This is a genomic window from Streptomyces agglomeratus, assembly GCF_001746415.1.
GTDB lineage: Bacteria > Actinomycetota > Actinomycetes > Streptomycetales > Streptomycetaceae > Streptomyces > Streptomyces agglomeratus.
The window spans coordinates 5,332,188-5,351,125 of the sequence record NZ_MEHJ01000001.1; the positions used below are offsets into that span (position 1 = coordinate 5,332,188).

Below are 18,938 nucleotides of genomic sequence, written 5' to 3' on the forward strand. Positions count from 1 at the left end.
AGGCACCTCCATGGAACTCGCCCAGGTTCGTCTGCTCGTCTCGGATTTCCCCGCCTGCTACCGGTTCTACGGGGACGTGCTGGGCCTGAAGCCCCAGTCGGGCTTCGAGCAGGGGCCGTACGAGAAGTTCTCGCCGGCCGTCGACTCGGCGGGTGTCGCGCTCCAGGACCGCGCCGTGATGGCCGAGGTGCTCGGCGAACTCGCCGGAGAACCGGACGGCCACCGCTCCCTGGTCGTGCTGCGGGTTGACGACCTCGACCGGTACTGCGAGGAGATCGCCGGGCGGGGAGCGGTACTGGTGCACGGGCCGGCGCCGATGACGGAGCGGATGCGGGTGGCGCACCTGAAGGACCCCGAGGGCAACCTGGTGGAACTCCAGGAGTGGCTGCTGCTCGGCGGCTGACCTTCCCGCACCGTCGCCGCATGGGCAGGCGCGGCAAGCGTGGCCGCAAGTCGTCTTCCGCGCCCCGGCCGCCGGTGGGAGGCTGCCGTGCATGGGGGCACTCGGGCGAACCGCGGCGGCGATCGGCCTCGGAGCGGCGGCAGTTGTGGGGATCTCGGCCTGCGAGCCGGGGACCGGCGGGCCGAGTCCGGTGGCTGTCGCCATGACCACCGACCGGACCGGCACACGCGCCCTGGAGCACCAAGGCGTGGCCGTACGGTGGATGAGCTGTACGGCGAAGGCCGGTGAGGGCGCCAGGGCCACCGACGGCACGCGTCCCGCCGCGACGGCGACGACCGGCCGCCGGATCGTCTCGGTCACGTGCGAGGGCGAGACCGGGGACGGGCAGGAGATCCGCGTCGACGGCAAGGTGACCGACGAGCGCGACGGACGGTGCGTACGCGGCGATCTGACGGCCCGGGTGGGTGACAGGACCGTCTTCCAGGCGGACGTGCTCGGCGACTGCCACGCCACGCCCACGGCCACGCCCACGCGCACCGGCGGCAGTCAAGCGTCGCCCGTGACGCACCGGCCGGCCGCGACGGCGACCGTGACCGTCACCACCACGGTCACCGCCGAGCCGGCTCCGGCGCCGGATCCCGGGCCCGGTCGCACCGGTCCGCCGTCGAAGTGAGGGCGGCCGCGCGGGCTTCCGGGCAGGCCGGCGCCGCCTGCGCGTGGTGACGCCGGGCGCGGCGGGGCGCTCGCGCTCAGCGGGTCCGTACTCCGGGGGAGCGGGCCGCGCGGCGGATAGCATGCGGCCATACTTGATCGGCACGCCCGGATCAGCCGCAATTGAGGAGGCCAGGACCATGGCGGGAGAACCCCAGGCAGACTGCCTGTTCTGCAAGATCGCCTCGGGGGAGGTGCCGGCGACGATCGTCAGGGAGACGGAGACGACGGTCGCGTTCCGCGACATCAACCCCCAGGCTCCGACGCACGTCCTGGTCATCCCCAGGGCGCACCACCCGGACGCGGCCTCGCTGGCCGCCGCCGAGCCGCAGATCCTGGCGGACGTGCTCGCCGAGACGGGCCGGGTCGCCGCCGACGAGAAGGTCGACGCCACCGGCTACCGCGTCGTCTTCAACACCGGCTCGGGAGCGGGCCAGACCGTCTTCCACGCGCACGCCCACGTCCTCGGCGGACGCGGCCTCAACTGGCCCCCCGGATAGGCAGCGATCTGTGTCAGCACGAGAACTGGTGGTCCTCGGCACCGCCAGTCAGGTTCCCACCCGTCACCGCAACCACAACGGCTACCTCCTGCGCTGGGACGGCGAGGGCATCCTCTTCGATCCCGGAGAGGGCACCCAGCGGCAGATGCTGCGGGCCGGCGTGGCCGCGCACGACATCAACCGGATCTGCGTCACCCACTTCCACGGTGACCACTCGCTCGGCCTCGCCGGAGTGATCCAGCGCATCAACCTCGACCGCGTCCCGCACCCCGTCACCGCGCACTACCCGGCGAGCGGCCAGCGCTTCTTCGACCGGCTGCGGTACGCCACCGCCTACCGCGAGACGGTCCGGCTGGCCCAGGAGCCGGTCGCCGCCGACGGGCCGCTGGGGACCGGGTCCTCGTACGTCCTCGACGCGGTCAGGCTGTCGCACCCCGTCGAGTCGTACGGCTACCGGCTCACCGAGCCCGACGGCCGCCGCATGCTGCCCGCGCTGCTCGCCGCGCACGGCATCAAAGGCCCCGACGTCGGCCGCCTCCAGCGCGAGGGCCGGCTCGGCGATGTGACGCTCGACCAGGTCAGCGAGGAGCGCCGCGGGCAGCGGTTCGCGTTCGTCATGGACACCAGGCTCTGCGACGGCGTGTACGCCCTCGCCGAGGGCTGCGACATGCTCGTCATCGAGTCGACCTTCCTCGACGAGGACATGGAGCTGGCCGCCGAGCACGGCCATCTGACGGCCGGACAGGCGGCGCGGGCGGCCCGCGACGCGGGTGTCCGCCACCTGGTCCTCACCCACTTCTCGCAGCGCTACAACGACCCCGAAGCCTTCGAACGCCAGGCCCGTGCGGCCGGTTTCGACGGTGAACTGACCGTCGCCGCCGACCTGCTGCGCGTCCCCCTCCCCAAGCGCCACTGAACGAAGAAGACCCCTCATGCACCTCCCCAAGGCCGAACTCCACCTCCACATCGAAGGCACCCTCGAACCCGAGCTGGCCTTCGAACTCGCCGCGCGCAACGCCGTGGTCCTGCCGTACTCCACCACCGAAGAGCTGCGCCGCGCCTACCTCTTCGACGACCTCCAGTCGTTCCTCGATCTGTACTACGCGCTGATGGCTGTCCTGCGCACCGAGGACGACTTCGACCGGCTCGCCGACGCCTACCTGGCGCGGGCGGCCGCGCAGGGAGTACGGCACGCCGAGATCTTCTTCGACCCGCAGGCCCACACCGCGCGCGGCGTGGACATCGGCACGGTCGTCGAAGGGCTCGCCCGCGCTCTGGACCGCAGCGAGGAGCGGCACGGCATCTCCACGCAGCTGATCATGTGCTTCCTGCGCGACCGGTCCGCCGAGTCCGCGCTGGCCACGCTGGAGGCCGCCGGGCCCTATCTGCACCGGATCGCGGGCGTCGGCTTGGACTCGGCGGAGGTCGGGCACCCGCCGTCGAAGTTCCGTGAGGTGTACGAGGCGGCCGCCGCCCTGGGGCTGCGGAAGGTCGCGCACGCGGGGGAGGAGGGCCCGCCGGCGTACATCTGGGAGGCGCTGGACGTCCTCGGCGTGGAGCGCGTCGACCACGGGCTGCGCTCCATGGAGGACCCCGAACTCGTGAAGCGGCTGGTGCGCGACCGGGTGCCGCTGACGCTGTGTCCGCTGTCGAACGTACGCCTGCGGGCCATCGACGTCCTGGAGGACCACCCGCTGCGGCAGATGATGGAGGCCGGCCTGCTGGTCACCGTGAACTCCGACGACCCCGCCTACTTCGGCGGGTACGTCGGGGACACGTTCCACGCCGTGCGCGAGGCGCTCGGCCTCGGTCAGGAGCAACTGCGCGAGCTGGCCCGCAACTCCTTCCGCGCGGCCTTCCTCGACCACGACGAGGAGCGCAGGGCGGCGTATCTCGCCGAGGTGGACGCCTACGTCTTCTGAGGGGCCTGTGCCGCAACCGTTGACGCCTCCGCCGGCCCCTCCCTACGCTGCATTCCCATACGTGGACACCGTCTGCATACGGAGATGAAGCGCTGTGTCGGACCTGACCGTCACCGATGTCCGGCTGACCCCCGTCCTCATCGCCGACCCGCCCCTCCTCAACGTCCAGGGCGTCCACCAGCCGTACACCCCGCGCCTGGTCGTCGAGGTGGTCACGGCGGACGGCGTCACCGGCGTCGGTGAGACGTACGGCGACACCAAGTACCTGGAACCGGCCCGCGCCTACGCCGGTCTGCTGCCCGGCCACTCGGTCGCGGACCTGAACGGCCTGGCCGCCCTCGCGCAGCGGGTCGCCGTCGGCCACGCGCGCGTGGAGCACGCCGTCGACGCCGCCGGGCTGCGCGGCGCGCAGACGGCGGACAAGGTGCGGCTGTCCGTCGTCTCCGCGTTCGAGGTGGCATGCCTGGACGCGCTCGGGAAGGCGTACGGACAGCCCGTGCACGCCCTCCTGGGCGGCAAGGTGCGCGACCACGTCGAGTACAGCGCGTATCTCTTCCACCGCTGGGAGGAGCACCCGGACGGCGCGGGCGAGAGGGACGACTGGGGCGCCGCGCTCGATCCGGCGGGGATCGTCGCGCAGGCGCGGCGGTTCGTGCGCGAGTACGGGTTCCGGTCCTTCAAGCTCAAGGGCGGCGTCTTCGAACCCGACCGGGAGATCGCCGCCGTACGGGCGCTCGCCGAGGCGTTCCCGGGACAGCCCCTGCGGCTCGATCCCAACGGCGCCTGGACGCCCGAGACTTCCCTGAGGGTCGCGCGCGAGCTGGAAGGGGTGCTCGAATACCTGGAGGACCCCTCGCCGGGCGCCGCCGCCATGGCGGAGGTCTCCGCCGGGACGGACGTTCCGCTCGCCACCAACATGTGCGTGACGGCCGTTCCCGAGATCCGCGAGGCGTTCCTCACCGACGCCGTACAGGTCGTTCTCAGCGATCACCACTACTGGGGCGGCCTGCGGGCGACCCAGGAACTGGCCGCCGTCTGCCACGCCTTCGGCGTCGGCCTGTCCATGCACTCCAACACCCACATGGGCATCAGCCTCGCCGCGATGACCCACGTCGCCGCCACCGTCCCGCACCTCGGCCACTCCTGCGACAGCCACTACCCGTGGCAGACCGAGGACGTCATCACCCGCCGCCACACCTTCACCGGCGGCCGGCTGACCGTCTCCGACGCCCCGGGCCTCGGCGTCGAGCTCGACCGCGATGCCCTCGGCCGGCTGCACGCCCGCTGGCTCGACGAGTCGTACGCCGCGATGCGGGAGCGCGACGACGCCGCCGCCATGCGCAGGGCGCGGGGCCACGAGACCTGGACGGCGCCCGGCCTGCCCCGCTGGTGAGACCGGGGGCAGGTCGCCGTCGTATCACCGCGAGCTTCCGTGGGTGCGTATCGGGCACACTGGCCTGAATCCGCACCACATCACAGGAGCGCACGGTGAGCACGGTGAGCAAGCACGCAGCGGCCGCTTCGGCGGCCACGGACCATGCCGGTCAGCAGGACGACGCGACCCGTCTCGACCCCCTGGACGGGCTCCGCGCCCCCGACGGCCCCTGCTGCGACGTCTTCCTCACCGGCACGGTCTTCCTCGACATCATCTTCACCGGCCTGGACAGCGCCCCGGTGCGCGGCACCGAGTCCTGGGCGCGCGGCATGGGCTCCAGCCCCGGCGGCGTGGCCAACATGGCGACCGCCCTGGCCCGCCTCGGGCTGCGTACCTCGCTGGCCGCGGCCTTCGGCGACGACCACTACGGCGAGTACTGCTGGGACGCACTCGCCGACGGCGAGGGCATCGACCTGAAGATGTCACGCACGGTCCCCGGCTGGCACTCGCCCGTCACCGTCTCCATGGCGTACGAGGGCGAGCGGACCATGGTGTCCCACGGCCACGAGGCGCCGCCGCCCGCCGAGCCCGGCCCCTTCCCCAACTGCCCGCCCCGCGCGCGTGCGGCCATCGCGGCCCTCACCCCCGGCCGGACGGAGGAGTGGATCGCCTCCGCCGCCCGCCGGGGCGCGAAGATCTTCGCCGACGTGGGCTGGGACGACACGGGCCGCTGGGACCTGGCCGGCCTCACCGACCTGGAGCACTGCGAGGCGTTCCTGCCCAACGCCGAGGAGGCGATGCGCTACACCCGCACCGACTGCCCGCGCGCCGCCGCCCACGCCCTCGCCGAGAAGGTCCCCGTCGCGGTCGTCACGCTGGGCGCGGAGGGCGCGTACGCCGTGGACGGCTCGACCGGGGAGACCGCCGAGGTCCCCGCCATCGCCGTCGAGGCGCTGGACCCGACCGGCGCCGGTGACGTCTTCGTCGCCGGATTCGTCACCGGTACGCTCGCGGGCTGGCCGCTCGCCGACCGCCTCGCCTTCGCCGGGCTGACCGCCGCCCTGTCGGTGCAGGAGTTCGGCGGTTCGCTGTCGGCGCCCGGCTGGTCGGAGATCGCCGCCTGGTGGCAGCAGGTGCAGGCGGTCGACGGGCAGGACCCGCAGGCGCTGCGCCGGTACGCCTTCCTGGACGGCCTGCTGCCCACGGCGAGCCGCGGGTGGCCGCTGCGCAGGGCGGTGCCGACGATCGGGTTCCGCAGGCCGGCCTGACCGCCCGGCAACCGACCGGGCGGCCCCCGAAAAGCCTTCGGCCTTGTCGGTGCACCGACGTAGGCTTGGAGTCACGAGGTTGTCGAGCAGCGAGAACCCTGCAACGGGAGGTATGTGCAGGCCACAGTGCCGGCCCATGACGCAGACACCCACACAGCCGCAGGCCCGCGCCCAGTTCACCGTGCCGGACACGCACCCCATGGTCATGGTGCTGGGTTCCAGCGACTCCCTGCTGCGCGTGATCGAGAACGCCTTCCCCGACGTGAACATCCACGTCAGGGGGAATGAGGTCAGCGCGGTCGGCGACCCGACGGAGGTCGCCCTGATCCAACGCCTGCTGGCCGAGATGATGCTGGTGCTCCGCACCGGACTGCCGATGACGGAGGACGCAGTGGAACGCTCGATCGCCATGCTCAGAGCCAACGGGAACGGCGGTGGCGCGGAAGCCGTCACCGAGACCCCGGCCGAGGTGCTCACCCAGAACATCCTCTCCAGCCGCGGTCGCACCATCCGCCCCAAGACGCTCAACCAGAAGCGGTACGTCGACGCCATCGACAAGCACACCATCGTCTTCGGCATCGGCCCCGCCGGTACGGGCAAGACCTATCTGGCCATGGCCAAGGCGGTCCAGGCACTCCAGTCCAAGCAGGTCACCCGGATCATCCTGACCCGGCCCGCCGTCGAGGCGGGCGAGCGGCTCGGCTTCCTGCCCGGCACGCTCTACGAGAAGATCGACCCGTACCTGCGCCCGCTCTACGACGCCCTGCACGACATGCTGGACCCCGACTCGATCCCGCGCCTGATGGCCGCGGGCACGATCGAGGTCGCCCCGCTGGCGTACATGCGGGGCCGGACGCTCAACGACGCGTTCATCATCCTGGACGAGGCGCAGAACACCAGCGCCGAGCAGATGAAGATGTTCCTGACAAGGCTCGGCTTCGACTCGAAGATCGTCGTCACGGGCGACGTCACCCAGGTCGACCTGCCGGGCGGCACGAAGAGCGGTCTGCGCCAAGTCCAGGAGATCCTGGACAACGTCGCCGACGTGCACTTCTCCCGGCTCACGTCCCAGGATGTCGTCCGGCACAAGCTGGTCGGCCGTATCGTCGACGCGTACCAGAAGTACGACGACAGCCAAAACGGGCTGTGACTTCGAACCAGGGGTAGAACCAGCACCATGTCGATCGACGTCAACAACGAATCCGGCACCGAGGTCGACGAGCAGGCGATTCTCGACATCGCGCGCTACGCACTCACCCGGATGCGGATCCACCCGCTCTCCGAACTCTCGGTGATCGTCGTGGACACGGCCGCCATGGAGCAGCTCCACATGCAGTGGATGGACCTCCCGGGCCCGACCGATGTCATGTCCTTCCCGATGGACGAACTGCGTCCGCCGTCGAAGGACGACGAGGAGCCCCCGCAGGGGCTCCTCGGTGACATCGTGCTCTGCCCCGAGGTCGCGAAGAGGCAGGGCGAGGAAGCCGAGACGCAGCACTCCATGGACGAGGAGCTCCAGCTCCTGACCGTCCACGGCGTCCTGCACCTGCTCGGTTACGACCACGAGGAGCCGGACGAGAAGGCCGAGATGTTCGGCCTCCAGGCGGCGATCGTCGACGGCTGGCGATCGGAGAAGGGCCTCACCGGCCCGTCCCCCGCGCCGACCGTTTCATGACCGCCCAGCTGATCACCGGGGCCGTCCTGCTGGTCGTGGTCGCCTGGCTGGCGGCCTGCGCGGAGGCCGGCATCGCCCGCGTCTCCAGCTTCCGGGCCGCCGAGGCCGTACGGTCGGGCCGGCGCGGAAGCGCCAAGCTGGCGCAGGTCGCCTCCGACCCGGTCCGGTACCTCAACGTCGCCCTCCTGATGCGGGTGGCCTGCGAAATGGCCGCCGGTGTCCTCGTCACGTACGCCTGCCTGCGGGAGTTCGACGAGACCTGGGAGGCACTGACCATCGCCATCGCGGTGATGGTCCTCGTCTCGTACGTCGCCGTCGGCGTCTCGCCGCGCACCATCGGCCGCCAGCACCCGCTCAACACGGCGACCGCGTCCGCCTACGTGCTGCTGCCGCTGGCCCGCGTCATGGGCCCCGTCCCGCAGCTGCTGATCCTCATCGGCAACGCCCTCACCCCCGGCAAGGGCTTCCGCAAGGGCCCTTTCGCCAGCGAGGCCGAACTGCGCGCGATGGTCGACCTGGCGGAGCAGGAGTCCCTGATCGAGGACGACGAGCGCCGCATGGTGCACTCGGTCTTCGAGCTCGGCGACACGCTCGTACGCGAGGTCATGGTCCCCAGGACCGACCTGGTCTCCATCGAGCGCTACAAGACGATCCGTCAGGCCCTCACCCTCGCCCTGCGCTCCGGCTTCTCCCGCATCCCGGTGACCGGCGAGAACGAGGACGACATCGTCGGCGTGGTCTACCTCAAGGACCTGGTCAGGAAGACCCACATCAACCGCGACTCCGAGGCCGACCTGGTCTCCACCGCGATGCGCCCCGCCGTCTTCGTACCCGACACGAAGAACGCCGGCGACCTGCTGCGCGAGATGCAGCAGGAGCGCAACCACGTCGCCGTCGTGATCGACGAGTACGGCGGCACGGCCGGCATCGTCACCATCGAGGACATCCTCGAAGAGATCGTCGGTGAGATCACGGACGAGTACGACCGCGAACTGCCGCCCGTGGAGGAGCTGGAGGACGGCTGCTACCGGGTGACCGCCCGGCTCGACATCGGCGACCTCGGTGAGCTCTTCGGCTTCGACGAGTTCGACGACGAGGACGTGGAGACCGTCGGCGGGCTGCTCGCCAAGGCGCTCGGCCGCGTACCGATCGCGGGCGCGTCCGCGACGGTGGACCTCCCCGACGGGCGCGCGCTGCGGCTGACCGCGGAGTCCCCGGCCGGCCGCCGGAACAAGATCGTCACGGTACTGGTGGAGCCGGAGCGGAAGGAGGCGGCATGACGCCGCGGGAGCTCAGGGCGTTCTGCCTGGAGTTCAACGCGGCGACCGAGGAGTTCCCCTTCGGCCCCGAGACGTCCGTGTTCAAGGTCCTCGGCAAGCTCTTCGCGCTCAGCGCCCTGGACGCGCGGCCGCTCACCGTCAACCTCAAGTGCGAGCCGGAGATCGCGGTCCGGCTCCGCGAGGAGTACGAGGAGATCGTTCCCGGATGGCACATGAACAAGCGCCACTGGAACACGGTCACCGTCGACGGCCGGCTCCCGGACCGGGTGGTCCGTGAGCTGATCGAGGACTCGTACGACCTGGTGGTGGCCGGCCTCCCGAAGGCGGAACGCCTGCGGCTCGACCGGCCCTGACACCTGCTTCCCCTCCGCCGCCCCGCACTGACGACCGCCGCCGCGACCAGCACGAGCACGGCGTCCACGGCTCGGTACGAGGACGACCGTGCCGCACACCGCGCTCGCAGAGGCGGGCACGGCGGCGAAGCCGGGGTGACCCGCGTCGCCGCAGGGGCGGCGCGGCCGGCTGTACCCGGAGGCGGGCCGATCCGGGTTGCCTCCCTATGCTCGGGGCATGACTGAGACCACGCCGAGCACCGAACTCGACCCCGAGGACCGCAAGATCATCACCCTGGCCCGCAGCGCGCGGGCACGCAACGGGGTGCCGGAGGGGGCGGCCGTGCGGGACGAGACGGGCCGTACGTACGTCGCCGGCACCGTCGGCCTCGACTCCCTGCGGCTGAGCGCGCTGCGCACCGCGGTCGCGATGGCCGTCGCGAGCGGTGCGAAGTCGCTGGAGGCGGCGGCCGTGGTGACGGCGGCGGACTCCGTCCCGGCGGAGGACCGTGCGGCGGTACGGGACCTCGGCGGCCCCGGGACGCCGGTCCTCCTGGCAGGCCCCGACGGCACGCTGCGCGAGAGCGTGGCGGCGGGCGCGTAACGCGAGCCGCGGCGCCCGGGCGCGATGGCGCGTCCGGCGCGGTCCGCGTGCCGGACGGGTCGCATGGGCCCTCACCGCCGCGACCTGGCGTGACCGTGGTCTCGTGTGATCAGGCGCACTCCCACCGCTCCGGGGGCCGCCCGGCCCCCGGAGCGGCGCCGGACGGCTCCGCCGGGAGGCCCGTGCCACGAGGGCGGCGGGACCTTCGGCCCGGGTCTCCGGGCCCGCGCCCGAGCTGTCAAGGGGCGGGGCCGGAAGGCCCGCGCAGGCTCCCGAAGGACCGTGGATCGGGGCGCCCGGCGCTGCGACGGTGGAGGACATGCCCAGCAGGGAGCCCCGCTCCCCGGGCAGTCCCCGCCCCCCGAAGAAGGACATCCCACGTGTTCTCCTCCCTGACCCGCACCGCCCTCCGCCGCCGCGTCACCGGTTCCTTCGTCGCCGCGGGAGCCACCGGCATGCTGGTTCTCGCCGGCACCGGCAGCGCCTCCGCCGCCCCGACGGCCGACTGGTCCGCGGTCGCCCAGTGCGAGTCCGGCGGCGACTGGAACGCGAACACCGGCAACGGCTTCTCCGGCGGTCTCCAGTTCACCCAGTCCACCTGGGCCGCGTACGGCGGCACGAAGTACGCCGCGAGCGCCCACCAGGCCACCCCGCAGCAGCAGGCCGCCGTCGCCGACAAGGTCCTCCAGGGCCAGGGCATCGGCGCCTGGCCGGTGTGCGGCGCCAAGGCCGGTCTCTGACGGACCCGGCCACCCCGCGGGCGTTCTCCGACAGCGCGGCCCCGGGTCGCGCCCCGTCTCCGGCCACCTTGGCCGTCACCCGCGTCCCGTCCGCGGCCGCCACGGCCACCCCCCGCGCGTCCGCCCGGGCCGGCACTGGTCGGCCCGGCGGCGTACATCGGGGAGAATGGCACGCATGAGCGCTCGCACCCAGTCTTCCGAGGCCCCCCACCGGGCCGGCTTCGCCTGCTTCGTCGGCCGCCCCAACGCGGGCAAGTCCACCCTGACGAACGCTCTGGTCGGCCAGAAGGTCGCCATCACCTCCAGCCGGCCGCAGACCACGCGCCACACGGTGCGCGGCATCGTGCACCGCCCCGAGGCGCAGCTGATCCTGGTCGACACCCCCGGCCTCCACAAGCCGCGCACACTGCTGGGCGAGCGTCTCAACGACGTCGTACGCACCACCTGGGCCGAGGTCGACGTGATCGGCTTCTGCCTGCCCGCCGACCAGAAGCTGGGCCCCGGCGACAAGTTCATCGCCAAGGAACTCGCGGGCATCAAGAAGACGCCGAAGATCGCGATCGTCACGAAGACCGACCTCGTCGACTCCAAGCAGCTCGCCGAGCAGCTCATCGCCATCGACCAGCTCTCCAAGGAGCTCGGCTTCGAGTGGCAGGAGATCGTCCCGGTGTCGGCCGTCGGCGACAGCCAGGTCTCGCTCCTCGCCGACCTGTTGATCCCGCTGCTCCCGGAGAGCCCGCCGCTCTACCCGGAGGGCGACCTCACCGACGAGCCCGAGATGGTCATGGTCGCGGAATTGATCCGCGAGGCCGCCCTCGAAGGCGTACGGGACGAGCTGCCGCACTCCATCGCGGTCGTCGTCGAGGAGATGCTGCCGCGCGAGGACCGCCCGGCCGACAGGCCGCTCCTCGACATCCACGCGAACGTCTACATCGAGCGTCCCAGCCAGAAGGGCATCATCATCGGCCCCAAGGGCCAGCGCCTGAAGGACGTCGGTACGAAGTCGCGCAAGCACATCGAGGCCCTGCTGGGCACGCCGGTCTTCCTGGACCTGCACGTGAAGGTCGCCAAGGACTGGCAGCGGGACCCGAAGCAGCTGCGCAAGCTCGGCTTCTGAGCCGCCGGACCTCCGGCGACCGTCACGCCCGCTGCGCGCGCAAAGCGTCCCGAAGCCAGCGGAACGACGCCTTCGGCGTGCGGTCCAGCGTCTCGTAATCGATGTGGACGAGGCCGAAGCGCTGGGCGTACCCCTCGGCCCACTCGAAGTTGTCCACGGGCGACCAGACGAAGCAGCGCGCACATCGGCGCCTCCGCCACCGCCCTGTGCAGCGCCCGCAGATGACCGTCGAGGAAGGCGATCCGCTATCTGGTGCCTCCGCTCAGGCGCCCTCTTTGAGGACCTGCGAGATGAGCCGGCTCTGTGCCTCGGTGAGTCTCGGGTCCGCGCAGTACACCGTCCTGCCGTCCACCGTGAGCTGGTAGCTGAATCCGTCCGGTACGCCGATGGGCGGTGTGCCCCGGCCGGCGGCGACCGCCTCCTCGACCAGGGCGTGCCATTCCGCGGCGTCGGGCCGTCCGGAGGTGTCGACCTCGGCGTACCGCTCGATGCCGGCGAAGCCTCCTGTACGCCTTACCCCAATTCGCATGGTTCCGTTCTAGTACGGATACGCCTCAGCCGGTAGGCACCCCGACCAGGGACCACGCTTTCAGCAGAGCCTCGTGCTCCTCACCGTCACCGAAACGGGCCCGGGCCGCCGCGACGGTGGCGCGCGCGAAGTCGGCGAAGCTCGCGTCGACCTCCAGGCTCCCGCCGGTCAGCGTGTCGTACCAGATCCGGCCCGCCCGCTCCCACGCCTTGCCGCCGAGGTCGGTGGCGAGCAGGTAGAAGGCGTGGTTGGGGATGCCCGAGTTGATGTGGACGCCGCCGTTGTCCCGGCCGGTGCGGACGTAGTCCTCCATCTTCGCGGGCTGCGGGTCCTTTCCGAGTACGTCGTCGTCGTACGCCGTGCCCGGTGCCTTCATGGAGCGCAGGGCCACCCCTGTCACGCGGTCGGTCAGCAGACCCGCGCCGATCAGCCAGTCCGCCCGGTCGGCCGTCTGGTCGTTGACGTACTGCTTGACCAGGGAGCCGAAGACGTCGGACACCGACTCGTTGAGCGCGCCGGGCTGGCCGAAGTACGTGAGGTTGGCCGTGTACTGCGTCAGACCGTGCGCCAGCTCGTGGGCGATGACGTCCACGGGGAGCGTGAAGTCGCGGAAGATCTCGTCGCCGTCGCCGAAGACCATCTGTTCGCCGTCCCAGAAGGCGTTTCCGTAGTTCTCGCCGTAGTGGACGCTCGCGACCAGGGGCAGGCCGTTCCCGTCGACGGAATCGCGCGCGAAGCCCTTGAGGAGGAGCTCGAAGGTCGCGCCGAGACCCGCGTACGCGCGGTTGACGGTCGCGTCCTGGCCGGGCTCCTCACCCTCGCCGCGGACTTTGACGCCCGGAAGTACCTGGCGGTGCTGCGCGTCGTGGACCGTGCGGTGCGGCTTGCCGTCGGCGGTGGCCGAGGCGGCCGGCCGGGCGCCGAGCACCGTGGTCAGACGGCGGTGCGTACGCTGTGCGGCGTCCGCTTCGAGGGTGCGGCGGGCGGGGCCCGCGAGGACCGGATCGTCGGCCTGGGCGAGCTTGTCGAGGACGTGGGGCGGCACGATGGTGCAGAACACGGGATGAGTGGCCTTCATGGCGGCAATGTGGCACTGCGTAACCCTGGTGTCACTACTTGCGACCATGATTGACGAAATCGAGTGATGGATCACTTTCGCCCGTTACTCGCCCGTTACTGATGGGGTGGTCCCGCATACTGATACGGGACCGGCGAAACCGGCTCCCCTCGGCTAGGCTGCGGCACATCATGCGTTACGGGCTGCTCCTTCTTAGCTGCCGCGGCGAGGGTCTGTAGTTGTAGGCCGACCCCCTCCCCGCGGAGTCTGGTGCTGCAGCGACACCGTCGGCCGTCCCCTTTGCAGGACACCGAGGAGCCCTACGCGATGAACGCCCCTGTTGGCCGCCCCACGCCCGTCACCAACGCGACGCAGCTGCAAAAGCCGTCCGGGATGCCGGTCCACAAGTACGGCAGGTACGAGGCCGTCGACATCCCCGACCGCACCTGGCCGGACCGCCGTATCACCAAGGCGCCCCGCTGGCTGTCCACCGATCTGCGCGACGGCAACCAGGCCCTGATCGACCCCATGTCTCCCGCCCGCAAGCGCGAGATGTTCGACCTGCTCGTACGCATGGGCTACAAGGAGATCGAGGTCGGCTTCCCGTCCTCCGGCGAGACCGACTTCAACTTCGTACGCTCCATCATCGAAGAGGGCGCGATCCCCGAGGACGTGACGATCTCCGTCCTGACGCAGGCCCGTGAAGAGCTGATCGAGCGGACCGTCGAGTCGCTGGTCGGCGCCCGGCGCGCGACCGTCCACCTCTACAACGCCACCGCGCCCACGTTCCGCCGCGTCGTCTTCCGCGGCTCCAAGGAGCAGGTCAAGCAGATCGCCGTGGACGGCACGCGGCTGGTCATGGAGTACGCCGACAAGCTGCTGGGCCCGGAGACGATCTTCGGCTACCAGTACAGCCCGGAGATCTTCACCGACACCGAGCTGGACTTCGCCCTGGAGGTCTGCGAGGCCGTCTGTGACGTGTGGCAGCCGGAGGAGGGCCGGGAGATCATCCTGAACCTGCCCGCCACCGTCGAGCGCTCCACGCCGTCCACGCACGCGGACCGCTTCGAGTGGATGTCCCGCAACCTGTCCCGGCGTGAGCACATCTGTCTGTCCGTGCACCCGCACAACGACCGGGGCACCGCCGTCGCCGCCGCCGAGCTGGCGGTCATGGCGGGCGCCGACCGCATCGAGGGGTGCCTGTTCGGGCAGGGCGAGCGCACCGGCAACGTCGACCTGGTCACCCTGGGCATGAACCTGTTCAGCCAGGGCGTCGACCCGCAGATCGACTTCTCGCAGATCGACGACATCCGCCGCACCAGCGAGTACTGCAACCAGATGGAGGTCCACCCGCGCCACCCCTACGCGGGCGACCTGGTCTACACCGCCTTCTCCGGCTCCCACCAGGACGCCATCAAGAAGGGCTTCGACGCCATGGAGGCCCAGGCGGCCGCCGCCGGCAAGACGGTCGACGACATCGAGTGGGCCGTGCCGTACCTGCCGATCGACCCGAAGGACGTGGGCCGTTCGTACGAGGCGGTCATCCGGGTCAACTCGCAGTCCGGCAAGGGCGGCATCGCGTACGTCCTGAAGAACGACCACAAGCTGGACCTGCCGCGCCGCATGCAGATCGAGTTCTCCCGGATCATCCAGGCCAAGACGGACGCCGAGGGCGGCGAGGTCACGCCGAAGGCGATCTGGTCGGTCTTCCAGGACGAATACCTGCCGAACTCCGAGAACGCCTGGGGACGCATCCAGCTGCGCTCCGGCCAGACCACCACCGACACGGACGGCCAGGACACGCTGACCGTCGAGGCGGTCGTGGACGGCGTCGACACCGTGCTGACCGGCACCGGCAATGGCCCGATCTCGGCCTTCTTCGAGGCGCTGGGAGCGGTCGGCGTGGACGCCAGGCTGCTGGACTACCAGGAGCACACGATGAGCGAGGGCGCGAGCGCCCAGGCCGCGTCGTACATCGAGTGCGCCATCGACGGCAAGGTGCTGTGGGGCATCGGCATCGACGCCAACACCACCCGCGCGTCGCTGAAGGCGGTCGTGTCGGCGGTGAACAGGGCCGCGCGCTGACGCGCTCCTGAGCGCTGATCCACGAACGCCGGGCGGGCCGATTTTCGGCCACGCCCGGCGTTTCGTGCGTCTCTTGCCGCGTCAGGGTGCTGACGCCACATCACAGATGTGGCTAACATCACGGCATCGCGGCAGCGTTGCCGGAGCGTTACGGAGGTGCGACGTGCGGACAGCCCGAGGGCGGAAACAATGCGTATGGGGCATTCGCACCGCTTGGAATACCGTCGGCGACGGTGACTTCTTCTGCCCGGACTGCGGCGGCGACCGCAACTACCGGCGCCGTACGGGCCGCAGACGCTTCACGGTCCTCGGCGTTCCACTGCTGCCGCGCGGGTACGTCGGCCCGGTCGTCGAATGCGCCGCCTGCCAGAACCACTTCGGCACCGAGGCGCTCGACCACCCCACCACCGTCCGCTTCGCGGCGATGCTCCGCGACGCGGTCCACACCGTCGCCCTCGCCGTACTCGCCGCGGGCGGCGCGTCCTCCCGTACGGTCAGGGTCACCGCCGTCGCGGCCGTCCGCGCCGCCGGGTTCGACGACTGCACCGAGGACCAGCTCACCACCCTCGTCGACGCCCTCGCCGCCGACACCGGCCGTCTACCCGGGGCGTACGACGGGACGTCCGAGCCCTGCGGCGCCGCGCTCGCCATCGAACTGCACGAGGCACTCGAACCGCTGGCCCCGCACCTCGCGCCCGCCGGCCGCGAATCGATCCTGCTCCAGGGCGCCGGGATCGCCCTCGCCGACGGCCCGTACAGCGCCGCCGAGCGCGAGGTGCTGACGATCGTCGGAGGCGCGCTGCTGATCCGCCCGGACGACACGGCCCGGCTGCTGGCGGCGGCCCGCACCCCTTCGTGATCCGTCGCGCACCCGCGGGGCGGACGCCACGGTGGTGCGGCTGCGGCTTAGCCGGATCAGCGGGTCGTGCCGCAGCCGTCCGTCCGTGCGGCGGGGCGTACGGCAAAGCCGCCTCCGGGCGAGCCGGACGGCGGCTTTGACTTGCGCCGGGTATCAGTCCCGCGTCGGCGCCCCGCTCGCCTTCAGCATCCCCTCGCGGTCGACGATCTTCACGCGCTCGCGGCCCTCGGCGGCGCCCAGCGCGCGCTCCGCGCTGTTGAGGCGGTGCCAGCCCTCCCACGTCGTGTACGCCACGCCCCTGCCCGCGAGGAAGTCCACCACGGCGTCCTCGTCCGGTGCGACGGGAGCGGCCAGGCGGCCGGCGCCGTGGTCCTCCAGGAGGTTCGCCACCGTCTCGTTGGCGTCGCCCTTGGTGTGGCCGATGAGGCCGATGGGGCCGCGCTTGATCCACCCGGTGACGTACGTCGACGGAAGGTGCTCGCCCGCCTCGATCACGCGGCCACCCTCGTGCGGGACCGTGCCGGTGGTGAAGTCGAAGGGCAGCTTGGGGAGTTCGTCGGAAAGGTAACCGACCGCGCGGTAGACGGCCTGCACGTCCCAGGTCTGCGTCTCGCCGGTCCCGGTGACGTTGCCCGTGCCGTCGAGCCGCGTACGTTCCGTACGCAGGCCGACGACCTTGCCGTCCTCGCCGACGACCTCGGTGGGCGACTCGAAGAAGTGCAGGAAGAGCTTGTGCGGGCGGTCGCCCACGTCGCGGATCGCCCAGTTCTCCAGGGTCTTCGCGACCATGTCCGCCTGCTTGTTGGCGCGGCGGGTGGCGATGCTGCCGTCGTCGTAGTCGATGTCCTCGGGGTTGACGACGACTTCGATGGTCGGGGAGTGGTCGAGCTCGCGCAGTTCCATCGGGCTGAACTTCGCCTGCGCGGGGCCGCGGCGGCCGAAGACGTGGATCTCGCGGGCCTTGTTGACGGCGAGACCGTCGTAGACGTTCGGCGGGATCTCGGTGGGCAGCAGCTCGTCGGCGGTCTTCGCGAGGATGCGGGCCACGTCCAGGGCGACGTTGCCGACGCCGAGCACGGCGACCTTCTCGGCGTCCAGCGGCCAGGTGCGCGGGACGTCCGGGTGGCCGTCGTACCAGGAGACGAAGTCCGCCGCGCCGTACGAGCCGTCGAGGCCGATGCCGGGTATGTCCATCGCCCGGTCCGCGCTCGCGCCGGTCGAGAAGATCACCGCGTCGTAGAACGCGCGCAGGTCGTCCAGGCCGATGTCGGACGGGTAGTCGACGTTCCCGAAGAGGCGTATCTGCGGCTTGTCGAGCACCTGGTGGAGGGCGGTGATGATGCCCTTGATGCGCGGGTGGTCGGGCGCGACGCCGTACCGGATCAGTCCGAAGGGAGCGGGCATCCGCTCGAAGAGGTCGATGGAGACCCCGGGGTCGGTCGCGGCGTCGGACTTCAGCAGGGCGTCAGCGGCGTAGATTCCGGCCGGACCGGCGCCGACGATCGCGACCCTCAGGGGGCGGGCCATGGGGGATTTCCCTTCGGGTGGCGACAACTGTCTCGTGCGTCACCCTAGGCAACGAAATGCCGGGTCAGGTACCTGACCCCCTCCTATGACCTCATAAGCAGTTCTTATGGGTACTCAAAGGCGGGCTTGATGACGTGCGGCCCCTCGGACCGGTGCGGGCCCCGGACGGAGCGGGCGGCCGGCCCGGTGGGCGAGAATGGACGCATGACCCTGTTCCGCGACGACGGCATCGTGCTGCGCACCCAGAAGCTGGGTGAGGCGGACCGGATCATCACGCTGCTCACGCGCGGACACGGCCGCGTACGCGCCGTCGCGCGGGGCGTGCGGCGGACCAAGTCGAAGTTCGGCGCGCGGCTGGAGCCCTTCTCCCACGTCGACGTGCAGTTCTTCTCGCGCGGCAGCGAACTCGTCGGGCGCGGCCTGCCGCTGTGCACGCAGAGCGAGACCATCGCTCCGTACGGCGGCGGAATCGTCACGGACTACGGCCGCTACACCGCCGGTACGGCGATGCTGGAGACCGCCGAGCGGTTCACCGACCACGAGGGCGAGCCGGCCGTACAGCAGTACCTTCTGCTCGTCGGCGGGCTGCGTACCCTCGCCCGCGGGGAGCACGCGCCGAACCTCATCCTCGACGCCTTCCTGCTGCGCTCGCTGGCCGTCAACGGCTACGCGCCGAGCTTCGACGACTGCGCGCGGTGCGGCCTGCACGGGCCCAACCGTTTCTTCTCGGTCGCCGCCGGCGGCGTCATATGCGGCGACTGCCGGGTGCCGGGAAGCGTCGTACCCTCGGCGGAGGCCGTCGGGCTGCTCAGCGCACTCCTCACGGGGGACTGGGCGACGGCCGACAGCTGTGAGGCGCGGCACGTCAGGGAGGGCAGCGGGCTGGTGTCGGCTTACCTGCACTGGCACTTGGAGCGCGGACTGCGCTCGCTGCGGTATGTGGAAAAGTGAATC

At 71.2% G+C, this 18,938-nt stretch carries 20 protein-coding genes and 1 pseudogene; 17 read left to right on the forward strand and 4 right to left on the reverse strand.

What is annotated here, in order from left to right; translation table 11 throughout:
* The first annotated feature begins 10 nt into the window (after nt 1-10).
* The 14 genes from AS594_RS23140 to era all read left to right on the forward strand — a co-directional run bounded on the left by AS594_RS23140 (nt 11) and on the right by era (nt 11,927).
* Entirely contained in the window at nt 11-403 is a 393-nt protein-coding gene (locus tag AS594_RS23140; protein ID WP_069935335.1) for a VOC family protein, read from the forward strand.
* 202 nt (nt 404-605) lie between these two features.
* On the forward strand, nt 606-1,076 hold the full coding sequence (locus AS594_RS23145) for a hypothetical protein (RefSeq protein ID WP_240509081.1): 471 nt from the start codon (nt 606-608) through the stop codon (nt 1,074-1,076).
* A gap of 178 nt (nt 1,077-1,254) precedes the next feature.
* Complete coding sequence (locus AS594_RS23150; RefSeq protein WP_069928819.1) at nt 1,255-1,614, forward strand: histidine triad nucleotide-binding protein; 360 nt, start codon at nt 1,255-1,257, stop codon at nt 1,612-1,614.
* Between the two features lie 10 nt (nt 1,615-1,624).
* Complete coding sequence (locus AS594_RS23155; protein ID WP_069928820.1) at nt 1,625-2,530, forward strand: ribonuclease Z; 906 nt, start codon at nt 1,625-1,627, stop codon at nt 2,528-2,530.
* A gap of 16 nt (nt 2,531-2,546) precedes the next feature.
* Nucleotides 2,547-3,536 carry an adenosine deaminase gene (locus AS594_RS23160; protein ID WP_069928821.1) on the forward strand — a complete coding sequence of 330 codons (990 nt, stop codon included), beginning with the start codon at nt 2,547-2,549 and terminating at the stop codon, nt 3,534-3,536.
* A gap of 94 nt (nt 3,537-3,630) precedes the next feature.
* Nucleotides 3,631-4,929: a glucarate dehydratase family protein gene (locus AS594_RS23165; RefSeq protein WP_069928822.1), complete on the forward strand. Its 1,299-nt coding sequence runs from the start codon at nt 3,631-3,633 to the stop codon at nt 4,927-4,929.
* A 182-nt stretch (nt 4,930-5,111) separates the two neighbouring features.
* Nucleotides 5,112-6,179, forward strand: a complete 1,068-nt coding sequence (locus AS594_RS23170; protein WP_069930716.1) for a carbohydrate kinase family protein — start codon at nt 5,112-5,114, stop codon at nt 6,177-6,179.
* Nucleotides 6,180-6,315: 136 nt separating this feature from the next.
* Nucleotides 6,316-7,329, forward strand: coding sequence for a PhoH family protein (locus tag AS594_RS23175; RefSeq protein WP_069928823.1), 1,014 nt, complete (start codon nt 6,316-6,318; stop codon nt 7,327-7,329).
* A 27-nt stretch (nt 7,330-7,356) separates the two neighbouring features.
* Nucleotides 7,357-7,854 carry an rRNA maturation RNase YbeY gene (gene ybeY / locus AS594_RS23180; RefSeq protein ID WP_069928824.1) on the forward strand — a complete coding sequence of 166 codons (498 nt, stop codon included), beginning with the start codon at nt 7,357-7,359 and terminating at the stop codon, nt 7,852-7,854.
* Entirely contained in the window at nt 7,851-9,134 is a 1,284-nt protein-coding gene (locus AS594_RS23185; RefSeq protein WP_069928825.1) for a hemolysin family protein, read from the forward strand. Before ybeY ends, AS594_RS23185 begins: the two co-directional genes overlap by 4 nt.
* Nucleotides 9,131-9,487 carry an MmcQ/YjbR family DNA-binding protein gene (locus AS594_RS23190; RefSeq protein WP_069928826.1) on the forward strand — a complete coding sequence of 119 codons (357 nt, stop codon included), beginning with the start codon at nt 9,131-9,133 and terminating at the stop codon, nt 9,485-9,487. Before AS594_RS23185 ends, AS594_RS23190 begins: the two co-directional genes overlap by 4 nt.
* Before the next feature lie 217 nt (nt 9,488-9,704).
* Entirely contained in the window at nt 9,705-10,070 is a 366-nt protein-coding gene (locus AS594_RS23195) for a cytidine/deoxycytidylate deaminase family protein (RefSeq protein ID WP_069928827.1), read from the forward strand.
* A 380-nt stretch (nt 10,071-10,450) separates the two neighbouring features.
* Entirely contained in the window at nt 10,451-10,810 is a 360-nt protein-coding gene (locus tag AS594_RS23200; protein WP_069928828.1) for a transglycosylase family protein, read from the forward strand.
* 175 nt (nt 10,811-10,985) lie between these two features.
* The gene (gene era, locus AS594_RS23205) at nt 10,986-11,927 is read left to right on the forward strand and encodes a GTPase Era (protein WP_069928829.1); all 942 of its coding nucleotides are present in this window, start codon (nt 10,986-10,988) and stop codon (nt 11,925-11,927) included.
* Between the two features lie 22 nt (nt 11,928-11,949).
* On the opposite strand, the pseudogene AS594_RS41250 reads toward era, so the two are convergent.
* From AS594_RS41250 to AS594_RS23215, 3 genes and pseudogenes are all read right to left on the reverse strand, one after another.
* A pseudogene (locus AS594_RS41250) lies at nt 11,950-12,172 on the reverse strand (family 1 glycosylhydrolase); the annotation flags it as partial.
* A gap of 17 nt (nt 12,173-12,189) precedes the next feature.
* Complete coding sequence (locus tag AS594_RS23210; protein WP_069928830.1) at nt 12,190-12,456, reverse strand: protealysin inhibitor emfourin; 267 nt, start codon at nt 12,454-12,456, stop codon at nt 12,190-12,192.
* 25 nt (nt 12,457-12,481) lie between these two features.
* Complete coding sequence (locus AS594_RS23215; protein WP_069928831.1) at nt 12,482-13,534, reverse strand: M4 family metallopeptidase; 1,053 nt, start codon at nt 13,532-13,534, stop codon at nt 12,482-12,484.
* A gap of 306 nt (nt 13,535-13,840) precedes the next feature.
* On the opposite strand from AS594_RS23215, the gene leuA reads away from it, so the two are divergent.
* Nucleotides 13,841-15,598 (forward strand): 2-isopropylmalate synthase, encoded by a 1,758-nt coding sequence (leuA, locus tag AS594_RS23220; protein WP_069930717.1) that lies wholly within the window; start codon nt 13,841-13,843, stop codon nt 15,596-15,598.
* 163 nt (nt 15,599-15,761) lie between these two features.
* Complete coding sequence (locus AS594_RS23225; RefSeq protein WP_069928832.1) at nt 15,762-16,457, forward strand: TerB family tellurite resistance protein; 696 nt, start codon at nt 15,762-15,764, stop codon at nt 16,455-16,457.
* 153 nt (nt 16,458-16,610) lie between these two features.
* On the opposite strand, the gene AS594_RS23230 is transcribed toward AS594_RS23225, so the two are convergent.
* The gene (locus AS594_RS23230) at nt 16,611-17,984 is read right to left on the reverse strand and encodes an FAD-dependent oxidoreductase (protein WP_069928833.1); all 1,374 of its coding nucleotides are present in this window, start codon (nt 17,982-17,984) and stop codon (nt 16,611-16,613) included.
* Nucleotides 17,985-18,188: 204 nt separating this feature from the next.
* On the opposite strand from AS594_RS23230, the gene recO reads away from it, so the two are divergent.
* Entirely contained in the window at nt 18,189-18,935 is a 747-nt protein-coding gene (recO, locus tag AS594_RS23235; protein WP_069928834.1) for a DNA repair protein RecO, read from the forward strand.
* The last annotated feature ends 3 nt before the right edge of the window (nt 18,936-18,938 follow it).

Bases quoted from the DNA above. Each gene is read 5' to 3' on its own strand.
- AS594_RS23140 (WP_069935335.1), top strand. From the start codon at position 11: ATGGAACTCGCCCAGGTTCGTCTGCTCGTCTCGGATTTCCCCGCCTGC.
- AS594_RS23145 (WP_240509081.1), top strand. From the start codon at position 606: ATGACCACCGACCGGACCGGCACACGCGCCCTGGAGCACCAAGGCGTG.
- AS594_RS23150 (WP_069928819.1), top strand. From the start codon at position 1,255: ATGGCGGGAGAACCCCAGGCAGACTGCCTGTTCTGCAAGATCGCCTCG.
- AS594_RS23160 (WP_069928821.1), top strand. From the start codon at position 2,547: ATGCACCTCCCCAAGGCCGAACTCCACCTCCACATCGAAGGCACCCTC.
- AS594_RS23175 (WP_069928823.1), top strand. From the start codon at position 6,316: ATGACGCAGACACCCACACAGCCGCAGGCCCGCGCCCAGTTCACCGTG.
- ybeY (WP_069928824.1), top strand. From the start codon at position 7,357: ATGTCGATCGACGTCAACAACGAATCCGGCACCGAGGTCGACGAGCAG.
- AS594_RS23185 (WP_069928825.1), top strand. From the start codon at position 7,851: ATGACCGCCCAGCTGATCACCGGGGCCGTCCTGCTGGTCGTGGTCGCC.
- AS594_RS23190 (WP_069928826.1), top strand. From the start codon at position 9,131: ATGACGCCGCGGGAGCTCAGGGCGTTCTGCCTGGAGTTCAACGCGGCG.
- AS594_RS23195 (WP_069928827.1), top strand. From the start codon at position 9,705: ATGACTGAGACCACGCCGAGCACCGAACTCGACCCCGAGGACCGCAAG.
- era (WP_069928829.1), top strand. From the start codon at position 10,986: ATGAGCGCTCGCACCCAGTCTTCCGAGGCCCCCCACCGGGCCGGCTTC.
- AS594_RS23210 (WP_069928830.1), bottom strand. From the start codon at position 12,456: ATGCGAATTGGGGTAAGGCGTACAGGAGGCTTCGCCGGCATCGAGCGG.
- AS594_RS23215 (WP_069928831.1), bottom strand. From the start codon at position 13,534: ATGAAGGCCACTCATCCCGTGTTCTGCACCATCGTGCCGCCCCACGTC.
- leuA (WP_069930717.1), top strand. From the start codon at position 13,841: ATGAACGCCCCTGTTGGCCGCCCCACGCCCGTCACCAACGCGACGCAG.
- AS594_RS23230 (WP_069928833.1), bottom strand. From the start codon at position 17,984: ATGGCCCGCCCCCTGAGGGTCGCGATCGTCGGCGCCGGTCCGGCCGGA.
- recO (WP_069928834.1), top strand. From the start codon at position 18,189: ATGACCCTGTTCCGCGACGACGGCATCGTGCTGCGCACCCAGAAGCTG.